Annotated in this window: 21 protein-coding genes, 2 tRNA genes and 1 other RNA gene; 10 read left to right on the forward strand and 14 right to left on the reverse strand. The window is 63.5% G+C overall.

The genetic code is table 11. The annotated features are described in order from the left end of the window. Positions 1 to 20: 20 nt before the first annotated feature. Complete coding sequence (gene mptB / locus M1E17_RS14305; RefSeq protein ID WP_457962669.1) at positions 21 to 1,577, reverse strand: polyprenol phosphomannose-dependent alpha 1,6 mannosyltransferase MptB; 1,557 nt, start codon at positions 1,575 to 1,577, stop codon at positions 21 to 23. A 195-nt stretch (positions 1,578 to 1,772) separates the two neighbouring features. Here mptB and orn point away from each other — a divergent pair, with 195 nt between their 5' ends. The 3 genes from orn to def all read left to right on the forward strand — a co-directional run bounded on the left by orn (position 1,773) and on the right by def (position 3,329). Then, a complete protein-coding gene (gene orn / locus M1E17_RS14310; protein ID WP_457967764.1) occupies positions 1,773 to 2,441 on the forward strand; it encodes an oligoribonuclease in 669 nt (222 codons plus the stop codon). 129 nt (positions 2,442 to 2,570) lie between these two features. Next, positions 2,571 to 2,643, forward strand: a tRNA-His gene (locus tag M1E17_RS14315). Between the two features lie 113 nt (positions 2,644 to 2,756). Next, positions 2,757 to 3,329 (forward strand): peptide deformylase, encoded by a 573-nt coding sequence (def, locus tag M1E17_RS14320; RefSeq protein WP_457962670.1) that lies wholly within the window; start codon positions 2,757 to 2,759, stop codon positions 3,327 to 3,329. A 65-nt stretch (positions 3,330 to 3,394) separates the two neighbouring features. Here the strand turns inward: def and M1E17_RS14325 are convergent, their stop codons facing one another. Then, the gene (locus M1E17_RS14325) at positions 3,395 to 6,781 is read right to left on the reverse strand and encodes an nSTAND1 domain-containing NTPase (protein WP_457962671.1); all 3,387 of its coding nucleotides are present in this window, start codon (positions 6,779 to 6,781) and stop codon (positions 3,395 to 3,397) included. Positions 6,782 to 6,934: 153 nt separating this feature from the next. Between M1E17_RS14325 and M1E17_RS14330 the strand changes: the two genes are divergently transcribed. Further along, positions 6,935 to 7,711, forward strand: coding sequence for a hypothetical protein (locus tag M1E17_RS14330; protein WP_457962672.1), 777 nt, complete (start codon positions 6,935 to 6,937; stop codon positions 7,709 to 7,711). Between the two features lie 292 nt (positions 7,712 to 8,003). Here M1E17_RS14330 and M1E17_RS14335 read toward each other — a convergent pair whose 3' ends face one another. From M1E17_RS14335 to rnpB, 4 genes are all read right to left on the reverse strand, one after another. After that, complete coding sequence (locus M1E17_RS14335; RefSeq protein WP_457962673.1) at positions 8,004 to 8,804, reverse strand: HNH endonuclease family protein; 801 nt, start codon at positions 8,802 to 8,804, stop codon at positions 8,004 to 8,006. A 151-nt stretch (positions 8,805 to 8,955) separates the two neighbouring features. Further along, complete coding sequence (locus tag M1E17_RS14340; protein WP_457962674.1) at positions 8,956 to 9,165, reverse strand: hypothetical protein; 210 nt, start codon at positions 9,163 to 9,165, stop codon at positions 8,956 to 8,958. A gap of 80 nt (positions 9,166 to 9,245) precedes the next feature. After that, positions 9,246 to 10,688 (reverse strand): glyceraldehyde-3-phosphate dehydrogenase, encoded by a 1,443-nt coding sequence (locus M1E17_RS14345; RefSeq protein ID WP_457967765.1) that lies wholly within the window; start codon positions 10,686 to 10,688, stop codon positions 9,246 to 9,248. 350 nt (positions 10,689 to 11,038) lie between these two features. Continuing rightward, an RNA gene (gene rnpB / locus M1E17_RS14350) (RNase P RNA component class A) lies at positions 11,039 to 11,428 on the reverse strand. A gap of 99 nt (positions 11,429 to 11,527) precedes the next feature. Between rnpB and M1E17_RS14355 the strand changes: the two genes are divergently transcribed. Beyond that, complete coding sequence (locus M1E17_RS14355) at positions 11,528 to 12,292, forward strand: YaaA family protein (protein ID WP_457962675.1); 765 nt, start codon at positions 11,528 to 11,530, stop codon at positions 12,290 to 12,292. A gap of 65 nt (positions 12,293 to 12,357) precedes the next feature. On the opposite strand, the gene M1E17_RS14360 is transcribed toward M1E17_RS14355, so the two are convergent. Further along, positions 12,358 to 13,095 (reverse strand): zinc ribbon domain-containing protein, encoded by a 738-nt coding sequence (locus M1E17_RS14360; protein WP_457962676.1) that lies wholly within the window; start codon positions 13,093 to 13,095, stop codon positions 12,358 to 12,360. Between the two features lie 61 nt (positions 13,096 to 13,156). Beyond that, the gene (locus tag M1E17_RS14365; RefSeq protein WP_457962677.1) at positions 13,157 to 14,086 is read right to left on the reverse strand and encodes a Nif3-like dinuclear metal center hexameric protein; all 930 of its coding nucleotides are present in this window, start codon (positions 14,084 to 14,086) and stop codon (positions 13,157 to 13,159) included. Positions 14,087 to 14,185: 99 nt separating this feature from the next. Between M1E17_RS14365 and msrA the strand changes: the two genes are divergently transcribed. The 3 genes from msrA to epsC all read left to right on the forward strand — a co-directional run bounded on the left by msrA (position 14,186) and on the right by epsC (position 16,334). Further along, positions 14,186 to 14,710: a peptide-methionine (S)-S-oxide reductase MsrA gene (gene msrA / locus M1E17_RS14370; RefSeq protein ID WP_457962678.1), complete on the forward strand. Its 525-nt coding sequence runs from the start codon at positions 14,186 to 14,188 to the stop codon at positions 14,708 to 14,710. A gap of 64 nt (positions 14,711 to 14,774) precedes the next feature. Then, entirely contained in the window at positions 14,775 to 15,710 is a 936-nt protein-coding gene (cysK, locus tag M1E17_RS14375) for a cysteine synthase A (protein ID WP_457962679.1), read from the forward strand. A gap of 39 nt (positions 15,711 to 15,749) precedes the next feature. Beyond that, the gene (gene epsC, locus M1E17_RS14380; protein ID WP_267275414.1) at positions 15,750 to 16,334 is read left to right on the forward strand and encodes a serine O-acetyltransferase EpsC; all 585 of its coding nucleotides are present in this window, start codon (positions 15,750 to 15,752) and stop codon (positions 16,332 to 16,334) included. Positions 16,335 to 16,336: 2 nt separating this feature from the next. Here epsC and M1E17_RS14385 read toward each other — a convergent pair whose 3' ends face one another. Both M1E17_RS14385 and gndA read right to left on the reverse strand, forming a co-directional pair. Next, the gene (locus tag M1E17_RS14385) at positions 16,337 to 17,170 is read right to left on the reverse strand and encodes an oxidoreductase (RefSeq protein WP_457962680.1); all 834 of its coding nucleotides are present in this window, start codon (positions 17,168 to 17,170) and stop codon (positions 16,337 to 16,339) included. Positions 17,171 to 17,295: 125 nt separating this feature from the next. After that, complete coding sequence (gene gndA / locus M1E17_RS14390; RefSeq protein ID WP_267275416.1) at positions 17,296 to 18,732, reverse strand: NADP-dependent phosphogluconate dehydrogenase; 1,437 nt, start codon at positions 18,730 to 18,732, stop codon at positions 17,296 to 17,298. 238 nt (positions 18,733 to 18,970) lie between these two features. Here gndA and M1E17_RS14395 point away from each other — a divergent pair, with 238 nt between their 5' ends. Together M1E17_RS14395 and M1E17_RS14400 are read left to right on the forward strand one after the other, a co-directional pair. After that, on the forward strand, positions 18,971 to 19,702 hold the full coding sequence (locus M1E17_RS14395) for a FadR/GntR family transcriptional regulator (protein ID WP_457962681.1): 732 nt from the start codon (positions 18,971 to 18,973) through the stop codon (positions 19,700 to 19,702). Between the two features lie 50 nt (positions 19,703 to 19,752). After that, positions 19,753 to 20,805 carry a D-2-hydroxyacid dehydrogenase gene (locus M1E17_RS14400; protein ID WP_457962682.1) on the forward strand — a complete coding sequence of 351 codons (1,053 nt, stop codon included), beginning with the start codon at positions 19,753 to 19,755 and terminating at the stop codon, positions 20,803 to 20,805. 270 nt (positions 20,806 to 21,075) lie between these two features. Here M1E17_RS14400 and M1E17_RS14405 read toward each other — a convergent pair whose 3' ends face one another. The 4 genes from M1E17_RS14405 to M1E17_RS14420 all read right to left on the reverse strand — a co-directional run bounded on the left by M1E17_RS14405 (position 21,076) and on the right by M1E17_RS14420 (position 24,213). Beyond that, positions 21,076 to 22,425: an MFS transporter gene (locus tag M1E17_RS14405; protein WP_457962683.1), complete on the reverse strand. Its 1,350-nt coding sequence runs from the start codon at positions 22,423 to 22,425 to the stop codon at positions 21,076 to 21,078. A gap of 157 nt (positions 22,426 to 22,582) precedes the next feature. Continuing rightward, a complete protein-coding gene (locus M1E17_RS14410) occupies positions 22,583 to 23,380 on the reverse strand; it encodes an IclR family transcriptional regulator (RefSeq protein ID WP_457962684.1) in 798 nt (265 codons plus the stop codon). 333 nt (positions 23,381 to 23,713) lie between these two features. Continuing rightward, positions 23,714 to 24,001 carry a hypothetical protein gene (locus M1E17_RS14415; protein ID WP_457962685.1) on the reverse strand — a complete coding sequence of 96 codons (288 nt, stop codon included), beginning with the start codon at positions 23,999 to 24,001 and terminating at the stop codon, positions 23,714 to 23,716. Positions 24,002 to 24,137: 136 nt separating this feature from the next. Next, positions 24,138 to 24,213 (reverse strand) — tRNA-Val (locus tag M1E17_RS14420). Positions 24,214 to 24,221 lie beyond the last annotated feature (8 nt).

Consider the following 24,221-nt stretch of genomic DNA (forward strand, 5'->3'; position numbering starts at 1 on the left):
AGCGCTACCCAGTTGGGCCGTCAGATGATGGGGCGCGTGGTAACGGGCTGATCCGACTTGCTGAACAGGTGCTTGGTGCGCGGGTCAAGGAAAATCAGGTACAGCGCGAACATCAGCGCGATGATAGCTGCTGCGTTCCGCGCCAGCGTCAGGGCAAGACCCAGGTCCTCTGTCTGCAGGTACGGGAAGACTTCAAGCTGGTCCGAGATGGCATAGACCATAAAGAAGGAAACGATGAAGTAGAGGGCTTTGACCTGCCAGTCATCGCGAATGCCCGTGACTGCAAACAGCGGAATGAGCCACACGACATACCAGGACTGGATCATGGGTGCCAGCAGCACGATCGCCGCGAAAGCCAGGGTCAGCCGCCGCATCAGGCGGTCGTGGTCACCCTTGAAAATCTGCCAGGCGACGATGCCCACGGCAAGCACCTTGCCGGCGTCGTATACCCATTTGGCGAGTCCCCAGCCGTCCAGGCTGAACGCATTGGCAATGGACGCGACCACCAGCCCCATCAGGCCCACGGGGGCGTACCAGATCCAGACGCTCCCCGGCGCCGAGAGTCCATTAATCCAGCCGAATCCAAAGCCGTTCACACGGCTCATCGCGAAAAGCAGCGCCAGTGACAACCCGGCCGTAAGTCCCCAGTAAAGGAACTTTCGGGGCCAACTGGCCCCCTTGCCTGCCCAGAGGAGGCCAATGAATGGCAGGAAAACGATCGTGATCGGTTTGACCGAGATGGACAGGGTGACCAGGACAATGCCAAAGACCACCCTCCTCGTGGCGCAGTAGTAAAGGCCGGCGAGGGCAAGGCCAATCATTAGTGCGTCGTTGTGGACGCTGGCGATGAAGTTGGTAAGGAACAGCGGATTTGCTGCGGTGAGCCAGAGGGCCCGGTGCGGGTTGACGCCGTGAAGGTCCGCCAGCTTGGGAACATAAATGATGCACAGCACAATGCCGACCAGCGCAGCCAGCCTGAAGAGCATAATGCTGGCTTCGGGGTGCACATTGGTGGACCAGACAACGAACTGCTCGATCCAGAGGAACAGCTGCCCGTACGGCACGGGGGCTTCGGTCCACATCTTGTCCGCACCCAGCTGGAAATAGTTGGACAGGGCCGAGACGCCGTTCTCGTACGGGTTGAAGCCTTCCACCATCAGGCGGCCCTGGCCGATGTACGCGTACACGTCCCGGCTGAACAGCGGGACGGTGAACATCATCGGCAGGCCCCAGGCCACCACAGCCTGGAGTGTTGCCCGGCGGGCTTGGAGTCCCCAGACCCTGACGCGCTGTCCTAAGCGGAGCCAGGCGCGGACCAGAAGCATGCCGCCGATGGCCAGGAGCACTATCGAGAGGGCAACCCCGACGGCCTCGGTGCGCATCCAGATAAACAGAGGCATTCGGCGCAGCTCAGAGACCGGCGCGAGCCACCCGACCCCCAGTGAGCCGATCATCATGAAGACCGAACCGATAAAACCGGCAATGAGCGGCGACAGGGCGTTGTCCACCTCGTCCGCAGCCGTCCCGGGGATCGTGGTGACGTCCATCTCCTCTGTCGCAGGCACGGGCGCCGTCATCTCAGGATCGTCCAATCTCTTGCGTTGCTCGCTTCCGCCCGGCGGGCCACGCAGACCGGCCAAGGCTCAGTTCAGCGGTGGGCTGGCCACCGCCGTGTACCCGAAATCCTAACATCGGACGGCCCTCACGGGGCGAAACGGTAGGCTGGTTCGGTGCCTATATCTAACGAACGCATCGTCTGGATCGACTGCGAAATGACCGGCTTGGACATCAAGAACGACGCCTTGATCGAGGTGGCGGCCCTGGTGACTGACTCCGAACTCAACGTCCTGGGTGAAGGAGTGGACGTGGTGATCAAGCCCGACGATGCCGCGCTGGCCCAGATGAACGACTTCGTCCGGGACATGCACACCCGCTCTGGGCTCCTGAAGGAACTGCCGTACGGCAAGACCATGGCCGAGGCCGAAGCAGCCGTGCTGGAATACATCGAAAAGTGGGTACCGGATCCCCGCAAGGCGCCGCTGGGCGGCAATTCGGTGGGAACGGACAGGGTCTTCCTCTCTCGTGACATGCCCGCGGTGGTGGAGCACCTGCACTACCGCGTGATCGATGTGAGCACCATTAAGGAGCTCTCCCGCCGCTGGTTCGCCAGGGCCTATTTCCAGTCGCCGGCCAAAAAGGGTGGCCACCGGGCGCTCGGTGACATCAAGGATTCGATCGACGAGCTGCGCTACTACCGGGAGGCAGTTTTTGTGCCTGCACCGGGTCCGGACAGCGCAACCGCCCAGCAGATTTCCAAGCGTATCGCCGCCGGCGGCGAGGCGGCCGCTCCTGTTCAAACCGCGGATGATCGCGTTGTTACAGCAGGTGAAGCAGCAGCTGAAGCCGCGTCCGGGAACATTGCAGGACTACCCGAAAGGTAATCTGCGGCACGTTTGTGGGATTTTTTGGCAAAAACCACAAAAGTGGCAAAACCTGCCCCGGCGAGCAGGTAAGCTATTTGAGTTGCCTTTCCAGAGAGCCGGTTAGCCGGAAGATCTGAACGGCACATGGTGGGCTTAGCTCAGTTGGCAGAGCGCCTGGTTGTGGTCCAGGAGGTCGCGGGTTCAACCCCCGTAGCTCACCCTTACGGAGCGGCAGCAGTAGCCGTTCGCTTGGAGGCCGTACCGGATATCCGGTACGGCCTTCTTTTTGCACAAATGCCGGCGTCACGCCGCGAGCCTGGAGGACCGCCTGACATGACAGTTCTGCCAATCACCATTTGGGGGGAACCGGTGCTGCACCGCCGGGCCGCCGAAGTGGAAGAGTTCGACGACGATCTCCGGACCCTGATTGCCGACATGTTTGAAACCAACGACGCCGCAAACGGCGTCGGCCTCGCAGCACCGCAGGTCGGAGTGGGCAAGAGGATTTTCGTGTACAAATTCGCGAACGATGACGGCGCTCCCCCCACCGGTGTCCTGGTCAACCCCGTCCTGACCCTGTCAAAAATCTCCGGCGCCCTCCCCGATCCCGACGAAGAGGAAGAGGGCTGCCTGTCATTTCCGGGCGGCCAGTACCCCCTTAAGCGCGCAGAATGGGCCCGCGTGAAGGGCTTTGACGAACACGGGAAACCTGTCGAATTCGAAGCGACGGGCTGGTTCGCTCGTGTAATCCAGCACGAATACGACCATCTGGACGGCAAGCTCTACGTCGACCGGCTTCTGGCCCGGTATCAGCGGAAGGCCCACAAACAGGCCAAGAAAAGCGGCTGGGGGGTTCCGGGGCTCACCTGGATGCCCGGAGTGGATCCGGACCCGTTCGGCCACTAGGACTGAGTCCTTCCACTGCACTGGGCCCGGCCACTGCTACTGTGCGGCACCGCGACTGAGTGCGGCTAATCGCGGCATGCCGGGGAGTACGGCCGTGCTCCCAACAGATCCCCCCACTCCTGCTCCGTCAACACTCGTCCGGCGATCCGGCAGGCACGGTCCTCCCATGCCGCCGGCTCGGCGACAACCACCTGCGTGCTCCCATCGGACTGTTCGAGCACGAGGGTACGCTCATCGTTCTCCCCTACGAACGGAACCGATCCGGAGAACGGATCGTTGCGAAACTTCGCCGACCAGTCGCCGAGGTCCCACGTGATGATAGCGCCGTCTGCTCCGGCCGTCACCAGCTCACCGGTCGACCGGAACTCGACTGCGGTGACCGAGCCGTCGTGATTGCGGAGAGTCTCCGCGATATCGCCAGTCTCGGTGTTCACCACCACGACGCGGTTACCAGAGGCGACGGCGAAATGATGGCCGTCAGGACTGAAGTCGGCCACCGATGGAAACACCGACAACGGGACCGTCATAGGCGCAGCGGTTCCGGAAGAGTCGACCATCCGGACCGCGAGCAGGCCGTCCCGAACCAGGATCCGATGGCCATCCGGGCTGACGGCCAGGAGCCCGTTGCCGGCTATCCGATCGATCTCGGTGCCCGATGAGGTGTCAAACACTACGGTCGGTCCGAGCCGGCTGGCGTACAGCCGCGAGCCGTCCTGGGCAAATTTTACTGCGCCGAACTGTCCACCCCACTCGGATGCACCGCCGGGATCAGAACCGCTCGCGTTCAAATCCAGCAGCATCGGGTCGCCCCCGCCCCGCCAAAGGGCGACGCTCCCGGACGGTTCGAACCAGAGTGTCGTCGCCAGTGCAGCAAACAAGGATCCGTCGGGCGAGTATTCAACGTCTGCCGCCGCCCCAGCCAGGCCCTGGTAGGTCTCCAAGCCGGAGCGACCCCCATTAGCCAGATCGAGCGTTCCCGTTCGTCCGCGAACACAGGGGAGGGCCTCGCAGAGTCCCAATGCCTGGCTGAATGCAACGGTGCCCGAGACAGGGTCGACGGCGGTTGCCGCCATCATTCCTCCGGTGGGTGAGTAATCGCCGAGCTGGGAGCGATTGGCGAGATCGAATAGCCGTAGATCGTCGTCACTGTCGATCACTGATGCTCGGGTTCCGTTCTTTTCGAGCGACATGCTCGCGGGCGTCACTCCGTCTTCCTGGATGCGGGTGATGCTCGTGATCCGGGGTGCCCGCGCGAACACCCGCACGAGGTTAGTACGTGTTTCGGTGCTGTCCCAGATCTGGATGGCCTCCACCGCGAGCAGCAGCGCTCGGTCGAAGTCCGGATCCTCCAGCGCGGTCGCGGCAACGCGCCGTGCCTCTGCGACCGTTGCACGCTCGCCGGCGAGATTTGCCTGGAACCCTGCCACAAGACTCGCTGTGATAGCAACGATCGCGAGACCGGCTGCGCCGGCCGACACCCAGGACAGTCGGCGCACCATGCTGCGCTCCTTACTGAGCTGTCTCTGGGTGGCCGCCAGTCCTGCGGTTTCAGCCGCTGCGCAGGCTTCGAGGAACTCCCGCTCAACCACTGTGAGCGCGGGATTGGCCGCGTCCCGCCACTGCTGAGCCGCCGTTTGACGGCCGCCGCGATAGAGCTCGCTGTTTGGGCGTCCCATCGCATCCCAGGCGGTGGCTGCGGAACCAAGATGCCGCATGATCCGTTGACCCTCGATATCATCGGCGAGCCACTCCTTCAACCGTGGCCATTCCCGTGCAACCGCTTCGTGGGATAGCTGAACCGTTTCCTTGTCGGTCGTGAGCAGGCGGGCATCGACCAGTCGATCGACGATCTTGGCATGGTCCTCGTCGATTGCGATCCGCGTGCGCTCGATCTGACGGGAAATCACCACACCGCCTGCAGATGCTTCGACGAGACGGAGAAGGATGTCGCGCAGCAGCTGCTTGCCCTCCCCTGAGAGCTCGGCGAAGACCTCTTCCGCGGTCTTCGCGACAGCACCGTCGATCTCACCGGATGCCCGATACCCGTCTACGGTCATGACGCGGCCCTCGCGGCGTGACCACACCTGGTGCAGGGCGTGGGACAACAGTGGAAGGTTTCGCCCATCGGCGTCGCGGACCAGGATCTCGACGAGGCCTGGTTCCAGGATGAGTCCAGCCTGCTGTGCAGGCTTCTCGATCACGGCACGGAGTCCGTCGAAGCCGAACGCGGTGAGCATGAGCATGTGCGATTGGATGATCCCGGCGAAGCCTTTGTGTTCAGCCAGGTCTCCGAGACGGTCCGCGCGGATGGTGACGACGAGCATCCCGCGGAAAACCTCTCGCGACAGAGCGTCGAAGAACTTCATGATCTCGGCGGGGTCGTCCGCGGCGAACGCCTGTTCGCATTGGTCGACGATGAGCAGCGAATCCCCGGGGCGTCGAACTACGTCTCGAAGGGCTTCGAGAGGACGCTCGCCGGGCGTTACTATGACGACCTGCGTGCCGCGTGCGGTGAACTGGGCGCCTATCCCGGCCCTAACGAATGAGGACTTGCCGACGCCCGATGCGCCCGCGATGAGGAGCACGCCGTGTTCTTCAAGCGCGCGCAGTGCTCCGCTCAGCTCCTGCTCGCGACCGAAGTACCGCTCGGCATCCGCCACGCCCGCGGGAGGCAGGCCAAAGTACGGACACTCGGAGCTCCCGGTCTGGAATACCTGGTCGGACAGTAACGAGGGATCCTGCCGGAGAATGGCCTGCTCCAGCTCAGCGAGCTCTGTGCACGGATCCAGTCCAAGATCGGCAACAAGGAGTCCCCGCGCCCTGCGCACGGTGGCTATCGCCTCGGCTTGCCGGCCCTGGCGGTACTGCGCCACGCTCAGCATGACCCATCGCCGCTCGCGCAACGGAGCTTCGGCTACGCGGGTGCGCGCCAAGGCGGCGACCTCCTGAACCTCGCCGGCTCGCAGCCGTGCATCGAGGAGCAACTCCTCGGCCGCGAGGCGGATCTCCTCAAGACGGCCGGACGCGATCTGAGCAGGCCCCCAGTCGATGAGTTCGACGAACGCCTCACCCCTCCACAGCGCGAGGGCCTCCGAATATGAGTGTGCGGCACGTTCCGGCTCACCAAGCTTCAGCTGTTGGGTACCCCGGCTGACGAGCCGCTCGAACTGGTCGGCGTCGACCTCGATGTGGTCCGCGGACAGCCGATACCCGAACGGGGTTGTTTCGATGCGTGCAGGCCCGATGAGCCGGCGCAAGCGCATGATGCAGCCCGGAATCACCTTCGACCACGAGGCCGGCAGATCATCGCCCCAGAGCGCCTCGGCGAGGGATTCGACCGACAGTGAAGCGCCCAAGCGGACCGTGAGCGCACCCAACACCACACGATCGCGCGGTGCCAAGGGAATCCGATCCTCATCGAGCGTCAGCGCTCCAAGAACGCGTACCTCCATGAGGCCACCTTCCGCCCTGACCCCCCATCCGTCAAGACGGCTGATATCGGGCCGATACCGGGATGGTGAGCGCCGGTATCCTGCTGATACCGGCGCCCTGTTCACTGATAAGGCAAGCAGCACACGCTGCATAGATCCAACGAAGGAACTGACATGTGGACACCGGACCAGCGCTCGCCCACGGCTCACGCATCGCGCTCGTGGATGGCGGGTATAACCGTCGCAATGCTGGCATGTTTCGGGCTCTCGGGGTGCACCCCCACCGAAACACCATCCCCTCCACCCACGTCGGAGGCCAGCGACATCCCGCCGTTCCCGGAGAGCGGCGACATCGACGCCGGCGCATACCTCGTCACCGGCTATACGGTGCCTTTCGAGATCACCGTCCCAGACGGCTGGGAGACAGCCGACTGCGATAGCCTGGCCAAGGACGACCCGGATCACCCGGATGAAGGGGCGGTCGTCCTGATTTTTTGGCCCGCGGACTATGTGCCGACGGACGCATGCGCGTGGCGGGGCGCGCTCGTCGAGGTCGGCCCGTCGGCTGAGGCCTTCGTCGACGCGATGACGGCGCAGACGTCAACGGCGAGCACCCCTCCGGTCGAGGTCGTGGTGGGCGATTACTCCGGCTTCGAGTTCGAGCACTCCGTCGAGGGCGACGTGGACATCACAGCCTGTGACGGCGGCAAGTTTTGCGTCCGCTCAGAAATGTCGCACGAATGCACCCGCTGGTACTCGAGCGCCGCTGAGCGCGAAACCTACCGGGTGGTCGACTTGAACGGCGAACGCGCTGTGATTGCGATAACCCAATTCCACGAATCGATCAATCCGGAGCTGACGAGAGAGGCACGCGCCATCTTCGACTCAATTGCGTTCGGAACCGACCACACGGCAGATACACAGGGCTCGCCAAGCCCCGACCGCGGCTAGCATTTCATCGAACTCGACGGCGGCCGCAAGCTTTGAACTCGTCACCGCCGATTCCGATGCAAGGGGCTCGCACCGGTAGAGGAATCGACTGACTTTGTGGCTGCCAGCCAAAGAGTGAAGCTCTCGGAGGCGTACCTGCTCACTGTGGGCGTGTGTCTGCTCGAAAAGGGTGCGCCTCCACAGGGAAGACTTGCCGGTAAAAGTGGGCCAGATCAGCTCTCGAGGCCAGAGGTGGTGGCACACACATGTTCTCGCGGATACGCCGATCCTCACCAACGTCTGCGGGTAATACCTAGTGTGAGGGGCGGATGGTGGCCTGGCCGGGACAGGAGCCCAGGACCTGTTTCATCGCCTCTTTCTCCGCCTGCGTCACCCAAAGACCGTAGGCGGCCTTGACCGAAATCTGCCGGGCAACGTAGTGGCAGCGGAAGGCCTTGTTCTTCGGCAGCCATGTGGCCGCGTCCCCTGCGCCCTTTTCCTGGTTGGCGGGCCCGTCAGCGGCTATGAGGTTCAGGGGATCGTTGGCGAGGCTCTGGCGCTGCTGCATTGTCAGTTGCTGCGCGCCCTTCTGCCAGGCATCCGCGAGTGCAACAACATGGTCGATCTGGACTTCCTTGCTGGACTCCGGTCCCCGCCGGAAGTCGGCCATTTTCCCCGTGTAGGGCTCATGGAAGGAGCCGGCGGCCACCCTGCACTTTGATCCTTCGGTAAAGCCCACGGACACCAGGTCCCTGCGAAGGATGTCATTGCGCGTATCGCAGCCGTTCCGGTCCACATCCAGCCAGGCCTGTCCGAACGCTTCCCGTTCGTAATTGTTCTGGGCCGCCCGCCCCTTGACGGGCAAAGCTTCCAAGGCGGCAACCGCGGGGCCGGACGGTACCAGGTGGACCGGAGCTACGGGCTTCATCCAGCTGGGGTCGAAAACCGGGGCTTCGCTGGGACCTGCAATGGCCGGTTCGGTGGCTGCGAACTGCCCCGCGGTGAAAAACCAGACGCCCGCGGCGACTGCCGAAACAGCCAGGACCAGCAGCAGCGCCCACGCCTGCCGGGAGCGGCGGCGGGCACGGCGATAGGCAGACCAGCTGACTGTCATGGGCGGGCCGCCCCTCCGGAGATGCAGGGCACCAGAAGAGCCTAGGACACCCCACTGACACCGGGCCTGTTATCCACAGTGTGGAGGGAAGGTACCCGGCGAGTGTGGAGGGAGGGTACCCGGCGCGGCGGCCCTCTTATTGTTCCCGGATCTATTGTTCCCGGATCACCCGCCGGAGATCTTCCTCGGCCAACTGCAGGAGATTTTCCAGCTGGCGCACGCGGTCCTCGCCGATATCGCCCGCACTGTAGGCTGCGCGGGCCTGTTCAAGGAGCCGGGCGGCTTCCTTGTGGTTTGCCTTTGCCACGTCCAGGGCGTGCTCGAGCGTGGTCTCGTGCTGAAGGGTTGCGTCGTTGTCCATGCCACCAGTCTGGTCCCGTTTCCCGGCTGATTCCAGTGAACCAGCCGGGAAAATGTGGGGAACCGCCGGCGTTCGCAGGGCTAGACGGCGATAGCGGCCAGGGCTGCTGCAGTTTCCTTGGCGGGGAAGGCCGGCGGGTTGACCCCTGCCATCTCTTCCATGACTCGGACTACCTGGCAGCTGTAGCCGAACTCGTTGTCGTACCAGACGTAAAGGACCAGGTTTTTGTCGTTGGAGATCGTGGCCAGGCCATCAACGATGCCGGCGCGGCGGGAACCAACGAAGTCTGTCGAGACCACCTCGGGGGAATCGATGTAGTCGATCTGCTTGCGCAGCTCCGAGTGCAGCGACATCTCCCGAAGGTAGTCGTTGATTTCGTCCTTGGTGGTGCCCTTTTCCAGGCTGAGGTTCAGGATCGCCAGGGAGACGTCCGGCGTGGGGACCCGGATGGAGCTGCCGGTGAGCTTGCCCAGGAGTTCGGGCAGGGCCTTGGCCACTGCTTTGGCGGCACCGGTTTCCGTGATGACCATGTTCAGGGCGGCGGAGCGGCCGCGGCGGTCACCCTTGTGGAAGTTGTCGATCAGGTTCTGGTCATTCGTGAAGGAGTGGACGGTCTCCACGTGGCCGTGGATCACACCGAACTTGTCGTTGATGGCCTTCAGGACCGGGGTGATGGCGTTGGTGGTGCAGGAGGCTGCGGAGACGATCGTGTCCGAGTCCTGGATGGTGCCGTGGTTGATGCCGTGAACGATGTTCTTCAGATCGCCCTTGCCCGGAGCCGTGAGGAGGACGCGGGCCACTCCCTTGCTCTGCAGGTGCTGGGACAGGCCCTCGGCGTCACGCCAGCGTCCCGTGTTGTCCACCACCAGGGCGTCCTTGATGCCGTAGGCCGTGTAATCGATCGTGGCAGGGTTGTCCGAGTAGATGACCTGTACCTGGACACCGTTGGCGGTAATGGTGTTGGCGTCCTCGTCCACGCGGATGGTTCCTTCAAAGGAGCCGTGCACAGAGTCGCGGCGCAGCAGGCTGGCGCGCTTGGAGAGGTCCTTGTCCGAACCGCGGCGGACCACGATGGCACGCAGGCGCAGGCCGTGCCCGCCGCCTGCCTTTTCGATCAGGAGGCGCGCCAGCAGGCGGCCGATGCGGCCGAAACCGTACAGGACGACGTCGGTGCTGGTGCGGTCGTCGCCGCCGCGCTTGCCAACGATCTCCGCCAGCTCAGCGCGGAGGAATTCCTCCAGCGTGGCGCCGTTGGCCTCTGCCTTGAACTTCTGGTTGAGGCGGGCGATGTCAATGGCAGCAGCGCCGAGCTCAAGCTCAGCGAGGGTGTTGAGCAGCGGCGCGGTTTCCTCCAGCAGCAGCTCATCCTTGCTCATGCGGCGGGCGAAGCGGTGCGCCTTGAGGATGTTCATGGTGGACTTGTTGATCAGGCTGCGGCCGTGGATGCTGGTCACCACGTTATTCTCGCGGTACAGCCGGCCGATCACCGGAATCATGGCCTCAGCGAGGGCCTCCCGGCCCATCCATGTATCAAGACAAGAATCTGACGTCTGGCTCACAGAACTACCTTCCTCGGTTCAGCCGCATACGTCCTCGTAGGCGGTTGTCGCCACCTGATGATGTCCAGGGGCACCGGCACCGGCGGGATTCGGTCCACCCCTGGTGCCTGGGTCGTGTGCAAAGAAAAACCGCCGGCTGCGAACGCAACTCCGGCGGAGAACTTCTACGTCCGTGTTCCATTCTAGATTGGCGCGGGATGCTCTGAACGGCTTATGTCGCGTGAAATCTCTCACACGGGGTTCATGCAGGCTTGGCGGGAGGTGGCCGGCAGGCCGAAAACCGTGCCGTAAAAGCAGGCCGGAAGCGAATTAGGTGGATGGGCTGACCGATACGCCGGGTTCTGTGCTCCCGTGCCGTTGCCAGCGCGGGAGTAGCGGCCATCCATCTACGAACGCCGTTGCCGGCGCCCTCCAGCGGCCTACCCGGGCACTCGGGCGAGCAGCCCTCGAACGTGCCCTGTATGGCCTTGCTCCGGGTGGGGTTTACCTAGCCTTCCCGGTCGCCCGGGAAGCTGGTGGTCTCTTACACCACCGTTTCACCCTTACCTGCCCTCCCCCGCCCAAAGGCGGGGAATGCAGGCGGTCTGTTCTCTGTGGCACTAGCCTGCGGGTTACCCCGAGTGGGCGTTACCCACCACCCTGCTCTGCGGAGCCCGGACGTTCCTCGAGCCACTTGCGTGACGCGCGGCCGCCTGGTCAACCCATCCGACATCCATTCTACGTTGCAACATCGAACCCCCCGGACGCAGGGCCGGGCCGGGACATCATGCAGTTCCCGCCCCGGCCGCCGGTAAGATCGTACGGTGCTGATTCTGCTTCCCCCCTCTGAAGGCAAGACCCCCGCGGCAGCCGGATCCGCCGTCGACTGGCCTTCCCTGAGCTTTCCTGCACTCAACAGTTACCGGGCGAAAGTCCTGGAAGCACTGGGAACGGTAAGCGCGCACGAGGACGCGCTCGCGCTGCTGGGCGTGGGTGCTTCGTTAAAGAACGATGTCGACCGCAACACCCGGCTGCACGCTGAACCGGCGGCGCCCGCCCACCAGATCTATTCCGGGGTCCTTTATGACGCCCTGGGTTACCGGAGCCTGACGCCCGTGCAGCGCCGCAAGGCGGATGAATCAGTCCTGGTGGTTTCCGCCCTCTGGGGGGCCATCCGTTTTGCCGACCGGGTGCCCGCCTACCGGCTGTCCATGGGAACGTCACTGCCCGACGTCGGACGCCTCGCCACTTTCTGGAAGCCGCAGCTTGCGGAGGCCCTCAAGCCGCTGACCGCGGGGCAACTGCTGGTGGACTGCCGCTCCAGCACCTATGCCGCTGCCTGGACGCCGCCGCCGGCCCAGACCGTGGCGGTCAACGTCTTTACTGAGGTTAATGGCGTGCGGAAAGTGGTGAGCCACTTCGCGAAACATACCCGCGGCGAGCTCGCCCGGCACCTCCTGGCAAGGCGTGGCAGCGCGCCGCAGACCCCGGCACAGCTGCTGAACGCGGCCAGCGAGAAGTGGGATGCCGAACTGGTGGAGGGATCAGCCAGGAAACCGCACGCCCTGAACATCATCCTGCCCAACTAGGTCGCGCTAAGTGTCGTTATGAGGGCTCAAAACGACACTTAGCGCTACTTAATTGGGGACGCGGGTCAGTTCCATTCGGCGGAGCGGACCAGGATGCAGCCGGAGTCGGGGCAGAAGACAATGTCATCCTCCGCCGCTGCCTTGATTTCCGCGAGGTCGCCGGGGCTCAGCTTCATCCCGGATGCCTCCGAGGTTCCGTGGAACAGGCGGGCGGCGCCCACGCCGCGCTTGGCCAGGGTCTTTTCGTACACCGCCAGCATTCCGGCGTCCAGGCCGGCGGCGAACTCGGCACGTTTGCCGCGGAGAACGGTGGCTTCGGCTTCCACCTCGGCCAGTTCCTGGTCCAGTTCGGCCCGGATGGCCCCGAACGAACCCTGGATGTTGTCCACGATCAGCTGCTGGGCCGCCTGCTTGGCGCGGAGGGAATCAAGGCGTTCCATCACTTCCAGTTCGAGGTCCTCGAGGTCGGAGCGCCGCTTGTTGAGCGAGACAAGGTCCTTCTGCAGCGCCACCAGGTCCTTGGACAGCCCGGTGCCGCTGTTGAGCCGGGCCTCGTCGCGTTCAATGCGGGACGCCACCTGTTCGACGTCGGCCTCTGCCCGCTTGAGCTCGGCTTCGGCGTCGTGGACGGCCATCTTTGCTGCGCCCAGTTCGCCGTTGGCTACTGAAAGCGCAGACTGCAGGTCCTCGATCCGCGGATCGGACTCAAGGGCACGGCGACGGTTGGACAAGGACTTGAGTCTGGCATCCAGGCCCTGCAGTTCGAGCAACTTCAACTGTTCTGCCGGTGCTGCCTTAGCCACTAGTACCTCCGCTTGATCCCATCCGGCCGGAACCGGGCACCCTGCGGGCGCTTTAAAGACTCTAGTCCCCGCCCGGAGTCAGAATGAAGTCCCAGGGGTCGCTGTTGGTGGTGCTTACCTGGATCTCCACGTCGTGGCCCTGGTCTGCCAGCACGTTGCCCAGCGCAGAGGCGGCTGCAGGCAACCACAGCCATTCGCTGGCGAAGTGCGAGACGTCGATAAGGTATGGCCGGTCGTTCACGGCTGCTTCCCTGGCTTCGGACGCAGGGTGGTGCCGCAGGTCCGCGGTGACGTAGACGTCCGCGTTGCTCGCGCGCACCTGGCTGAACAGCGAGTCTCCCGCCCCGCCGCATACCGCGACGCGGCGGACAAGGCCGTCTTTGTCGCCGGACACCCGCACTCCCCCGGCTACAGAAGGAAGGATGCCAAACACGCGCGCGGCGAAGTCCCCCAGAGTCATGACATCGGCAAGCACTCCCACCCGCCCGATTCCTTCTTCCGGCAACCCATTGGCGGCTGACGTCAGCGGGGCCACGTCCTCCAATCCAAGAGCGTCCGCCAGCACATCCGAGACACCTCCGACGGCGGAATCACCGTTGGTGTGGACGGTCAGGAGGGCGGTTCCAGTCTCAATGAGGCGATGGATGGCTTTGCCTTTGGCTGTGGTGGCCGCCACCGACGTGACTCCCCTGAGCAGCAGCGGATGGTGGGTGATGAGCAATTCAGCGCCCCACTCCACGGCTTCCTCGATGACCTCCAGGGTGGGGTCAACGGCGAACATCACCCGGGAGACGGGGGCGGAGGGATGCCCGGCTACGAGCCCCACTTCATCCCAGTCCTCCGCGAGCGACTCCGGCCAAAGCTCCTCCACCGCCAAGAGCAGCTGGCCCAGGGTGGGGGCCTCGGTCGTGTCTTCGGCAGAAGCATCCCCGGCCGGGGCATCGGTGTTGCGCTTCCCAGCGTCTGCAACACCGGTGTTTACAGGTTCCATAGACTCAGTTTTACCCCATCCGGCCCCCTGCCCAGCACGCGTCACAGTCTCGTAAGGTGGAGGGGGAATCATCCGGCGCCTCCAACCATTGAAGAGGTCATGAAAACTTTTGTACTTGGCGGGGGCTGCTTCTGGTGCCTCGACGCCGTTTACCAGAAAACCAAGGGCGTCAGTTCGGTGGTGTCAGGCTACACCGGCGGCCATGACCCGCACCCGGACTACTACTCCGTCTGCAACGGAACCACCGGACATGCCGAAGTGGTGGCCGTCACCTTTGACGAAACCGTCATTCCCGCCGAAGTCATCCTGGACATGTTCTTTGCGCTGCACGATCCCACCACGCTCAACCGCCAGGGATACGACGTCGGTACGCAGTACCGCTCGTCCATGTTCTACGAGACCACTGAGGAGAAGATCCTCTTCGAGGAAGCGATTGAACGGAACCAGGCGCTGTGGTCCAATCCGATCGTGACGGAGGTCAGCCGGCTCCCCCGCTTCCACGTAGCGGAGGATTTCCATCAGGACTACTACGGCAAGCACCCCGAGCAGGGCTACTGCCAGGTGATCATCAATCCCAAGCTCGCCAAGGCGAGGAAATATTACTCTGCGTGGCTTAATGCTTAGCAGCGCTTGGGTCCCCTCGTTAGGCTGACCTCAGTATTCACTCTTCAGAGATAGGCATATTTACATGGCACGGATCTATGACGATGTAACGCAGCTTGTTGGCGGCACCCCCCTGGTCCGCCTGAACCGGCTGACCGAAGGGCTGGACGCCACCGTCGCCGTCAAGCTTGAGTTCTACAACCCTGCCAACAGCGTCAAGGACCGCATCGGCGTGGCCATCATTGACGCCGCCGAAAAGTCAGGCGCACTCAAGCCGGGCGGCACCATCGTGGAGGGCACGTCCGGCAACACCGGCATCGCCCTGGCCATGGTGGGCGCGGCCCGCGGCTACAAGGTCATCCTGACCATGCCTGAGACCATGTCCACCGAACGCCGCGTTATGCTGCGCGCTTTTGGCGCCGAGATTGTCCTCACCCCTGGCTCCGAGGGCATGCGGGGCGCCGTGGAGAAGGCCCAGGAAATCGTGGCCAACACGGAGAACTCCATTTGGGCCCAGCAGTTCGCCAATGAGGCCAACCCCCGGATCCACCGCGAAACCACCGCGGAGGAAGTCTGGAAGGACACGGACGGCAAGGTGGACATCTTTGTCTCCGGTGTGGGCACCGGCGGCACCATCACCGGCGTCGGACAGTTCCTGAAGGAGCGCAACCCGGACGTCCAGATTGTGGCTGTGGAACCCAAGGACTCCCCCATCCTGAACGGCGGCGCCCCGGGCCCGCACAAGATCCAGGGCCTGGGCGCCAACTTCATCCCCGAGCTGCTGGACACCAACATTTACGACGAGGTCCTGGACGCCACCCTGGAAGACTCCGTGGCAGTCGCCCGTGACCTGGGTATCCGCGAAGGCATCCTCGGCGGCATCTCCTCAGGCGCCATCGTCTGGGGCGCACTGGAACTGGCAAAGCGCCCGGAGAACGCGGGCAAGCTGATTGTGGCGATCGTTTGCGATTTCGGTGAGCGTTACATCTCCACCGTGCTCTATGACGACATCCGCGGCTGATCAGCCCGCCTTCCGCCCGTTTCCTGTAGAAAGAACTTTGTGGGCTTTATTGCAAGACTAAAAGAAGACCTCGACGCCGCCCGGTCCCATGACCCGGCGGCTCGAGGTTCTTTTGAGAACTTTTTCGCTTACTCCGGCCTGCATGCCATCTGGATCCACCGGCTGACGCATCGCCTCTGGCAAAATCCCGGCCTGCGGTTCCCCGCCCGCCTGGTTTCCCAGCTGGGCCGCTTTTTGACGGGTATCGAGATCCACCCGGGAGCCACCATCGGGCGGCGCTTTTTTATCGACCACGGCATGGGTGTCGTCATCGGAGAAACCGCCGAAATTGGCGAAGACGTCATGATTTATCACGGCGTGACCCTGGGTGGACGTTCCCTTGCCAAGGTCAAGAGGCATCCTACGATCGAGGACCGCGTGACCATTGGTGCGGGTGCCAAGATCCTGGGTCCCATCACCATCGGCCGGGACAGCGCCGTGGGGGCCAACGCCGTTGTGGTGAAGGACGCCCCGCCCGAATCGATTGTTACCGGCGTTCCTGCCAAGTGGCGCCACCGGGACGCGCAGCGGGAGACCAAGCCCGCCGTGGACCCGGCTGAATACGAGATCGAATACCATCTCTGACGCTAGCCCGCCACCCGTTTCAGCACTGCCATAACCAGCGCATCGTAAAGCCGGTCCGGCAGGAGCCGCCTGAGGCCAAGAATGGTGCTGGCACCCCTGCCCACCGGATAACGCGTCCGCGGCCGGCTGGATTCCGCGGCACGCACCACCGCCTCCGCGATCACGTCCGGCGGCGTTGATGTGCCCGGCCTGTCGGTCGAGGCCAGGACGGCGGCCATGCGCCGGGCCTGGGCGCCGTAAGGTCCATCCGCGCTGGTGGCGAGCAGGCCTTCAGCGGAAATCCTTCCCCATTCTGTCTGGGTACTGGCCGGCTCGATGATGGACACCGTGATGCCGTGGGGCTTCAGTTCGAGCCGCAGGGCATCGCTCATCCCTTCGACTGCAAACTTGGTGGCGTGGTACCAGGAGCCAAGGGGTTCATAGAATTTACCGCCGATGGATGAGACGTTGATGATCCTTCCCCGTCCTGCTTTGCGCATGGCGGGCAGGACCAGCTGGGTCATCCTGGCGAGTCCAAAGACGTTGACGTCGAACTGGCGGCGGCCTTCGGCCAGGTCAACTTCTTCCAGCGCCCCGAAGGAGCCGTAGCCGGCATTATTAACGAGGACGTCGATGCGGCCCCGTTCTTCCAGGACCCGGCCGACGGCGGCCCTCATGGAATGCTCGTCCGTCACGTCGAGGGGAAGGACGTGGACGCCGATCGCCGTGAGCGGTTCCATCCGGTCCACCCGGCGCGCCCCGGCGTAGACCACAAATCCGCGGCTGTTGAGCTTCTTTGCCGCTTCGAACCCGATGCCGGCGGATGCTCCGGTGATGAACGCTACTGGGCCTGGCATGCTGGACTCCCTCGATGGACTGACACTACGCTGACCGGGAACACAAACGGCCGGCAGCTCCCAGAATATCTGTGAGGTGCCGGCCGCCGGTGGTGCAGCCCGATGCTAAAGGAAGCGTCCTGACGTTAGTGCGTGTCCACGGCTTCGATCTCGGACTTGTCCTCGCCCCACAGGGTGTGGAACGTGCCCTCGGCGTCAACACGGCCGTAGGTGTGGGCTCCGAAGAGGTCCCGCTGACCCTGGATCAGGGCGGCGGCGACGCGCTTGCGGCGCAGGCCGTCGTAGTACGCGAGCGAGGAGGAGAACACCGGCACCGGGATGCCCAGCTGCACTGCGGTGGCCACCACGCGGCGCCAGGCCGGCAGTGCCTCGGCAATGGCCTTGGTGAAGGCTGGCGCAAACAGCAGGTTAGCGGGCTTTTCGGCAGCGGCGTATGCCTTGGTGATGTCCTTAAGCAGTTCAGCGCGGATGATGCAGCCTGCGCGCCAAAGGGAGGCGATCTCGTCCAGCTTGAGGTCCCAGCCGTACTCCTTGGCAGAGGACGTCAGCATGTCCATGCCCTGGGCGTAGGAGACAAGCTTGGAGGCGTACAGTGCCTGGCGAACGTCTTCAACGAAGGTTTCCGGAACCTCGACGTTGATTTCCTCGCCGGCCAGCAGCTCCTGTCCGAGCCTGCGCTGTTCAGCCTGGGAAGAGAGGCCTCGGGCGAAAACGGACTCCGCGATCCCGGAGACCGGGGAACCGAGCTCCAGGGCTGAGATGACCGTCCAGCGTCCGGTACCCTTCTGGCCGGCGGCGTCAACTACGACGTCGACGAAGGGCTTGCCGGTCTTGGCGTCAACGTGGCCCAGGACCTCGGCGGAGATCTCGATCAGGAAGGAGGACAGGTCGCCCTTGTTCCACTCGGTGAAGATCTTGGCCTGTTCGGCCGGCTCGATGCCGGCGCCTGAGCGCAGGAGGTCGAATGCCTCACCGATGACCTGCATGTCGGCGTATTCGATGCCGTTGTGGACCATCTTGACGAAGTGGCCGGCGCCATCGGTGCCCACCCAGGCACAGCAGGGCTCGCCGTCCACCTTGGCGGCGATCTTTTCGAGCAGCGGGCCGAGTGCGTCGTAGGACTCCTTGGAGCCGCCGGGCATGATGGACGGTCCGTTCAGGGCGCCTTCTTCGCCACCGGAAACTCCGACGCCCACGAAGTGCAGGTCCTTCTTGGCCAGTGCTGCTTCGCGGCGACGGGTGTCCTCATAGTGCGAGTTGCCTGCGTCGATAATGATGTCGCCTGCTTCAAGGAGGGGCTCAAGCTGCTCAATCACGGAGTCAACCGGCTTGCCGGCCTTGACCATGATCAGCACGCGGCGGGGCTTCTCCAGGGAATTAACCAGTTCCTCAAGGGTTTCGGTCCGGACGAAGTCGCCGTCCGTGCCGTGCTTCTCGAGCAGTGCATCAGTCTTCTCTACCGACCTGTTGTGCAGGGCGACGGTGAAGCCGTTCCGGGCCAGGTTGCGGGCCAGGTTGGCCCCCATCACCGCAAGGCCGGTGACACCGATGTGTGCTGACATCAAAAACTCCAATTCATTTCCGTGCAATGGGATGTGCAGTTGGCCCCGCGTTGGCGGCGGAGCGGCAGTTACGAACCAAGGGATCCGAATAAAGCATATATATTCGGAGCCTTCCAGAAAAGCGGCGCCCACTTTATGGAACGCCAGTGCCAGCCAGTGTAGGCCGCCGGCCGGAACAAAAGCCCCCGCTTGCACATGCGTGAGGCTCGGGGCCCGGAGGCGCACTAGGCTTATCTTCATGTCAAGCAGCCTCCACCACCGTGCCATCGAGAACCTTGGCACCCGGATCGTCGCCGGTGACCTTCCCACCGGACACGTGATGCTGGCGGAACAGCTTGAAGACGAACTGAAGGTTTCCCGCTCGGTCATCCGCGAGGCAGTGCGCGTGCTGCAGTCCCTGGGGCTGGTTGAAACCACCAAACGCGTGGGCATCAGGGTCCTGCCGTCAAGCAGTTGGAACCCCTTTGATGCGCAGGTGATCCGCTGGCGGCTCTCGAGTGACGCAAGGGGAGCCCAGCTGCGTTCACTGGCCGAGCTCCGCTCCGCCGTCGAACCGGCTGCCGCTGAGCTGGCCGCCCTCAATGCGCCGGAGCGCCTCCGCCGGGAGCTGGTGGACATTGCCCATGACATGCGCGACGCCGGCCTCGCCGGGGATGTGCCACGCTTCCTGGAACTCGACATCGCCTTCCACTCGGTCCTCCTGTCCGGATCAGGCAACGAGATGTTTGCCAACCTGATGGGACAGGTGGCCGAGACGCTGACCGGCCGGACAGTCCATGGCCTCATGCCGGATCATCCACACGAGGCGGCGCTGCAATGGCACGTTGATCTGGCGGAGGCGGTGGCCGCCGGGGACGCCGCTGCGGCCAGGGAAGCCTCGGAGCGGATAATGCGACGGACCATGACAAGGATGTCGGGAACCTGGACAGACCAGCCCCGGGTGTTCATCCCGGTTCGTCGCCCCACTTAACGTAAACAAATGTGTTCAGTATTCTTGCCGCTATTCAGTATGATGAACACATGACGCTTACGACAACCGTCGCAGTCGCCGTCCCGCTCGAAGCAGAGCTGGTGGACCGCATCCGCGCCGTAGACCCTTCCATTACTGTTCTCTACGATTCGGAGCTCCTGCCCCCGGAACGCTTTCCGGCAGACCACTCCGGGGATCCCGACTTCAAGCGCACTCCTGAGCAGGAGGAACGCTACTGGGCCATGCTCAACCAGGCCCAGGTGCTGTATGGGCTGCCCAACGAAAGCCCTGCCGGCCTGGCACGGATTGCCCGTGAGAACCCGCAGCTGCAGTGGGTCCACGCCATGGCCGCCGGTGCCGGCGGCGCCGTCAAGGCCTCCGGCCTGGACCAGGAAACCCTGCAGAAGTTCAAGGTGACCACATCGGCCGGCGTCCATGCCCTGCCCCTTGCTGAGTTTGCCGCGCTGGGAATCCTCAATGGCTTCAAGCGCAGCGCGGAGCTGGCCCAGGATCAGTCCGCAAAAGTATGGCCGGAGCTGCGCACCCCCACGCGGCTGGTGAATGGTTCCACCCTGGTGGTGACAGGCCTCGGCGAAATCGGCCTTGAAACGGCGCGGATTGCCCGTGTACTGGGCATGAAGGTCAGCGGCACCAAACGCAGCGTGGAAGCGATCGAGGGAATTGAGCAGGTTGCCGGCAATGATGGCCTCGCCGGGCTGCTTTCCTCTGCCGACGCTGTAGTTAATACGCTGCCCGGCACGGAATTTACGGAAGGCCTCTTTAATCGGGAGGTCTTTGCTGCCATGAAGCCCGGGACGGTCTTTGTCAACGTCGGCCGCGGCACAGTGGTGGACGAAAGCGCCCTGCTGGAAGCGCTGGACAACGGCCAGGTCTCCTACGCGTGCCTGGACGTTTTCGCCATAGAGCCCCTCCCCCAGGACAGCCCGCTGTGGAACCACCCCAGGGTCATGGTCTCTCCCCACACCTCTGCCCTCAGCGCAGCCGAGAACCGCCTGATCGCAGAACGCTTCTGCGGCAACCTGAGGATTTTCCTCGACGGCGGGGACCTTCCCCACCTCGTGGATACTGTTCACTTCTACTAGCAGCCTGCGCCCCACTGGGACAGAGCGCTATAGAGCCCCTGGGCACAGAGCCCCGGCCAGGTTTCCGGAAACAGGAACCCTGGCCGGGGCTTTTGCTGTGCCCACCTTTTCTTTGCCGAGTAATCTGTGCCCCAAGGACCTGTGCTCCAAAGGACCTGTGCTGCAAAGGACCTGTGCCCCAAAGGGACCAGGCAGGCAACCAGCGGCAGTGCAGACACAAAGGCGGCCTCCCGGGATCCCGGGAGGCCGCCTTCAGGGAGGGAGCTGCGGCTATCGTGCATCCTCCACGAGGACAAGGTCGCGGCCATTGGTCTCTGGAGTAAAGAACGTGGTGGCGAAGGAAATCGACGCCAGGACCAGGGAGTACAGCGCCGGCACCAGCCACGAGTGGTTGGTGGCAGCCAGCAGGGCCACACCGATCATCGGCGCGAAGCCGCCGGCGAGAACAGCCGAGAGTTCGCGGCTCAGGGCCACGCCGGTGAACCGGTGCTGCGAGCCAAAGAGTTCAGGCAAGAGGGCACACTGCGGGCCGAGCATTGACTGCACGCCGAGTGCGATACCCACCACCATAACGGCCCACACCAGGGTGACGTTGCCCAGCGTGACCAGGTAGAACGCCGGGAGTGCAATGACGGCCTGGAAAAGTGCGCCATAGCGGTAGACAGGGACCCTGCCAAACCGGTCGGAAAGTGCACCGAACGTGACAACCATGACGGCTGCGCAGCCGGCGGCAATCAGGAGGCCCGTGGGGCCAATGAACTTGTCGCCCGGAAAGATGCCGGCCGGCAGGCTGATAAAGGAGACCAGGAGCGCGGAGTAGATCGAGGAGTTTCCGTTCTCGCCCATCCGCAGGCCGATGCCGATGAGCACGTTCTTCTTGGAGTGCTTCCAGATCTGGCCGACCGGGTTTTTGACCACGGCCTTATGCTTCTCCAGCTCCTGGAAGACGGGAGTCTCCTTGAGCCGGAGCCGGATAAAGACGGCGATGACGATCAGGATGACGCTGGCCAGGAAGGGCACCCGCCAGAGCCAGCCCTGCAGGACTTCCTTGTCGGCAAGTGCCATCAGGGCGAAGGTCCCGGCCCCGAGCAGGGTTCCGAGCTGGATGCCGACAAAAGGCAGGGCAGCAAAGAAACCACGACGGCGGCGCGGGGCCACCTCGGAGATCAGGGTGGTGGCGCCTGCCTGCTCGGCGCCGGCGCCCAGCCCCTGGAGGATGCGCAAGGCGACCAGCAGTACGGCGCCGAGCATCCCTGCCTGCTCAAAGGTGGGCAGGAGGCCGATGGCGCAACTTGCCATTCCCATGAGGCCGATGGTGAGGATCAGCACCATCTTCCGGCCGAAGCGGTCTCCGATGTAGCCGAACACCACACCACCGAACGGCCTGGCGGCAAAGCCCACACCGTAGGTGGCGAAGGACGCAATAACGGCACCGCTTTCACCCAGGGGCGAAAAGAAAAGCGGACCAAAGATGAGAGCGGACGCCAGGCCATAGATATAGAAGTCGTAGTACTCAAGCGCGGAGCCTACCGAGCTGGCAAGAGTTGCCCTTCGCAGCTGCTCCGGTTCGACGACGGCGCCGTCCAGGTCAGGCTGCGGTGATTTAGTACGAGTTGTCACAAAGAACTCCCTCAAACACTCCCAGGCCCCCGTTGGCCTGGTGGGATAGCAACGACACCTGTTGGGTGGATCACTATGTTGAACAGAGTACAGCAAGTTGAACACGGTGCAAGGAAAATCTTTGCAGTCCCCGCTTGTTACACGGCGAAGGGCAGCGTCAGCCCATGGGATTGCCCAGCGACCGGGCCAGTTCCTTGAGCTCCTTGACCATGCTGGCGCCCTGCTCGTCGGAGTAGGTTGCCTTGAGCGCAGTGACTGAGAGCCCAAGGCTTGGTCCGTGCGCCCCGTGGGTGGGCACGGCTACTGCCAAACACACCACGCCCGTCGTGGATTCCTCGTCCTCAAACGCGTAGCCCTGTTCGCGGATAGTCTGCAGCTCCGCTTTGAGTTCTGCACCTGTGCGCAGCGACTTGGGCGTCAGCACCGGCAGTTCGGCATCGTCAGGAAACAGCGCATCAATATCGTGCTCATGGAGGCGCGCGATCAGGACCTTGCCCACGGCACAGAGCGAGACCGGCATTTTGTCCCCGATGTTGGACGTCAGCCGAACGGCCGGATGGCCCTCATACCGCGCCAGGTAGATCACGTTGGTTCCGTCAAGCATGGCTATCCTGACTGTCTCTCCAGAGAGAGTGGGAGCCTGTTCACAATATCGGTAGAACTCCTGCACCTCATCGAGCCTGCTGAGATAGGCAGCGCCGAGCTCCACAAGCTTGCGGCCCAGCGTGAAGTCCGCTCCCTGGCGGTTGATCAGGCGGGCCTCTTCCAGCGCCAGGAGAAGATTTGACGTCGATGATTTAGGGATCCCCAGCTCCCTGGCAAGATCACTCAGCGTCAGGCTCCCGCTGGGAGACGCCGCAAGGGCCTCCAGCACGGCCGCGGCACGTGTGACAGCCGGCGCGGGTGAGGCGCTGCCCAATCCCTCGGAGGTGCGGGTGGTACGGGAATCGGCCATGATTCTCCTTAATCGGCATCATTGCGGGAGGCGCTTGTTCATTCAGCTGAACAATAACCATCCTAATGGCTTAGGTGACGTTCCGCTCCGGGATCAAGCGGGAAACCGGCGCAACATCGGCGCAACATCACCGACATGATCAGAAGAAGTTTTTTGTTTCCCGAAGTTCACGGTATATTCATTTCAGACCCTCCACCGCGGCATCCCCCAATAGTCGCGGTGGAGGGTTTTCCAATGCCCGGATGACCAGCCGGAGGGAACCCGGGCAGGTCCGGATAATCTGGCAGTGCCGGAGAATCTGGCAGTGCCGGAGAATCTGGCAGTGCCGGAGAATCAGGCGGCATCAGCAATGGATTCCCTCAGCATCCAGCCACCGCCCAGGCCGTCCCGTTCGAGCAGCATGGTGGTCAGGGCCGAATTCTCATTGCTTCCCAGCCGAACCTGTAACTGCAGAACCTCCACGTCCATCCGGCTGAGCCCCCTGGGCATGCGGCGCTGGCCCTCCCACCAGCTGACCCGTTCAAACCATCTGACCGGTTCGGCACCAACTGTCCACTCCCTGCCGCCGGCAACCACCGCCGTCGGCTTCCCCTTCACGTTTTTTAAGAGCACATGTTCCATGGGGAAAGAGTAGGGGCAGCCACCGACAGCCAGAGTTGCGGGCCCATAGGGGACGCCGGATAAGGCCGTACGGTCCATGCGGGACGAAAAAACCCCGCCGCTCCAGGCCAAAAACCTGGAACCGCGGGGTTTCGTTTGGTGGGTCCTACCGGGATCGAACCGATGACATCCACGGTGTAAACGTGGCGCTCTACCAGCTGAGCTAAAGACCCAAAAGAGT

This window comes from Arthrobacter sp. D1-29, from assembly GCF_054130585.1.

Coding starts and splice junctions, on each gene's coding strand:
- mptB (WP_457962669.1), bottom strand. CDS start 1,577: ATGACGGCGCCCGTGCCTGCGACAGAGGAGATGGACGTCACCACGATC.
- orn (WP_457967764.1), top strand. CDS start 1,773: ATGACCGGCTTGGACATCAAGAACGACGCCTTGATCGAGGTGGCGGCC.
- def (WP_457962670.1), top strand. CDS start 2,757: ATGACAGTTCTGCCAATCACCATTTGGGGGGAACCGGTGCTGCACCGC.
- M1E17_RS14325 (WP_457962671.1), bottom strand. CDS start 6,781: ATGGAGGTACGCGTTCTTGGAGCGCTGACGCTCGATGAGGATCGGATT.
- M1E17_RS14330 (WP_457962672.1), top strand. CDS start 6,935: ATGTGGACACCGGACCAGCGCTCGCCCACGGCTCACGCATCGCGCTCG.
- M1E17_RS14335 (WP_457962673.1), bottom strand. CDS start 8,804: ATGACAGTCAGCTGGTCTGCCTATCGCCGTGCCCGCCGCCGCTCCCGG.
- M1E17_RS14340 (WP_457962674.1), bottom strand. CDS start 9,165: ATGGACAACGACGCAACCCTTCAGCACGAGACCACGCTCGAGCACGCC.
- M1E17_RS14345 (WP_457967765.1), bottom strand. CDS start 10,688: ATGGGCCGGGAGGCCCTCGCTGAGGCCATGATTCCGGTGATCGGCCGG.
- M1E17_RS14365 (WP_457962677.1), bottom strand. CDS start 14,086: ATGGAACCTGTAAACACCGGTGTTGCAGACGCTGGGAAGCGCAACACC.
- msrA (WP_457962678.1), top strand. CDS start 14,186: ATGAAAACTTTTGTACTTGGCGGGGGCTGCTTCTGGTGCCTCGACGCC.
- cysK (WP_457962679.1), top strand. CDS start 14,775: ATGGCACGGATCTATGACGATGTAACGCAGCTTGTTGGCGGCACCCCC.
- M1E17_RS14385 (WP_457962680.1), bottom strand. CDS start 17,170: ATGCCAGGCCCAGTAGCGTTCATCACCGGAGCATCCGCCGGCATCGGG.
- gndA (WP_267275416.1), bottom strand. CDS start 18,732: ATGTCAGCACACATCGGTGTCACCGGCCTTGCGGTGATGGGGGCCAAC.
- M1E17_RS14395 (WP_457962681.1), top strand. CDS start 18,971: ATGTCAAGCAGCCTCCACCACCGTGCCATCGAGAACCTTGGCACCCGG.
- M1E17_RS14400 (WP_457962682.1), top strand. CDS start 19,753: ATGACGCTTACGACAACCGTCGCAGTCGCCGTCCCGCTCGAAGCAGAG.
- M1E17_RS14410 (WP_457962684.1), bottom strand. CDS start 23,380: ATGGCCGATTCCCGTACCACCCGCACCTCCGAGGGATTGGGCAGCGCC.
- M1E17_RS14415 (WP_457962685.1), bottom strand. CDS start 24,001: ATGGAACATGTGCTCTTAAAAAACGTGAAGGGGAAGCCGACGGCGGTG.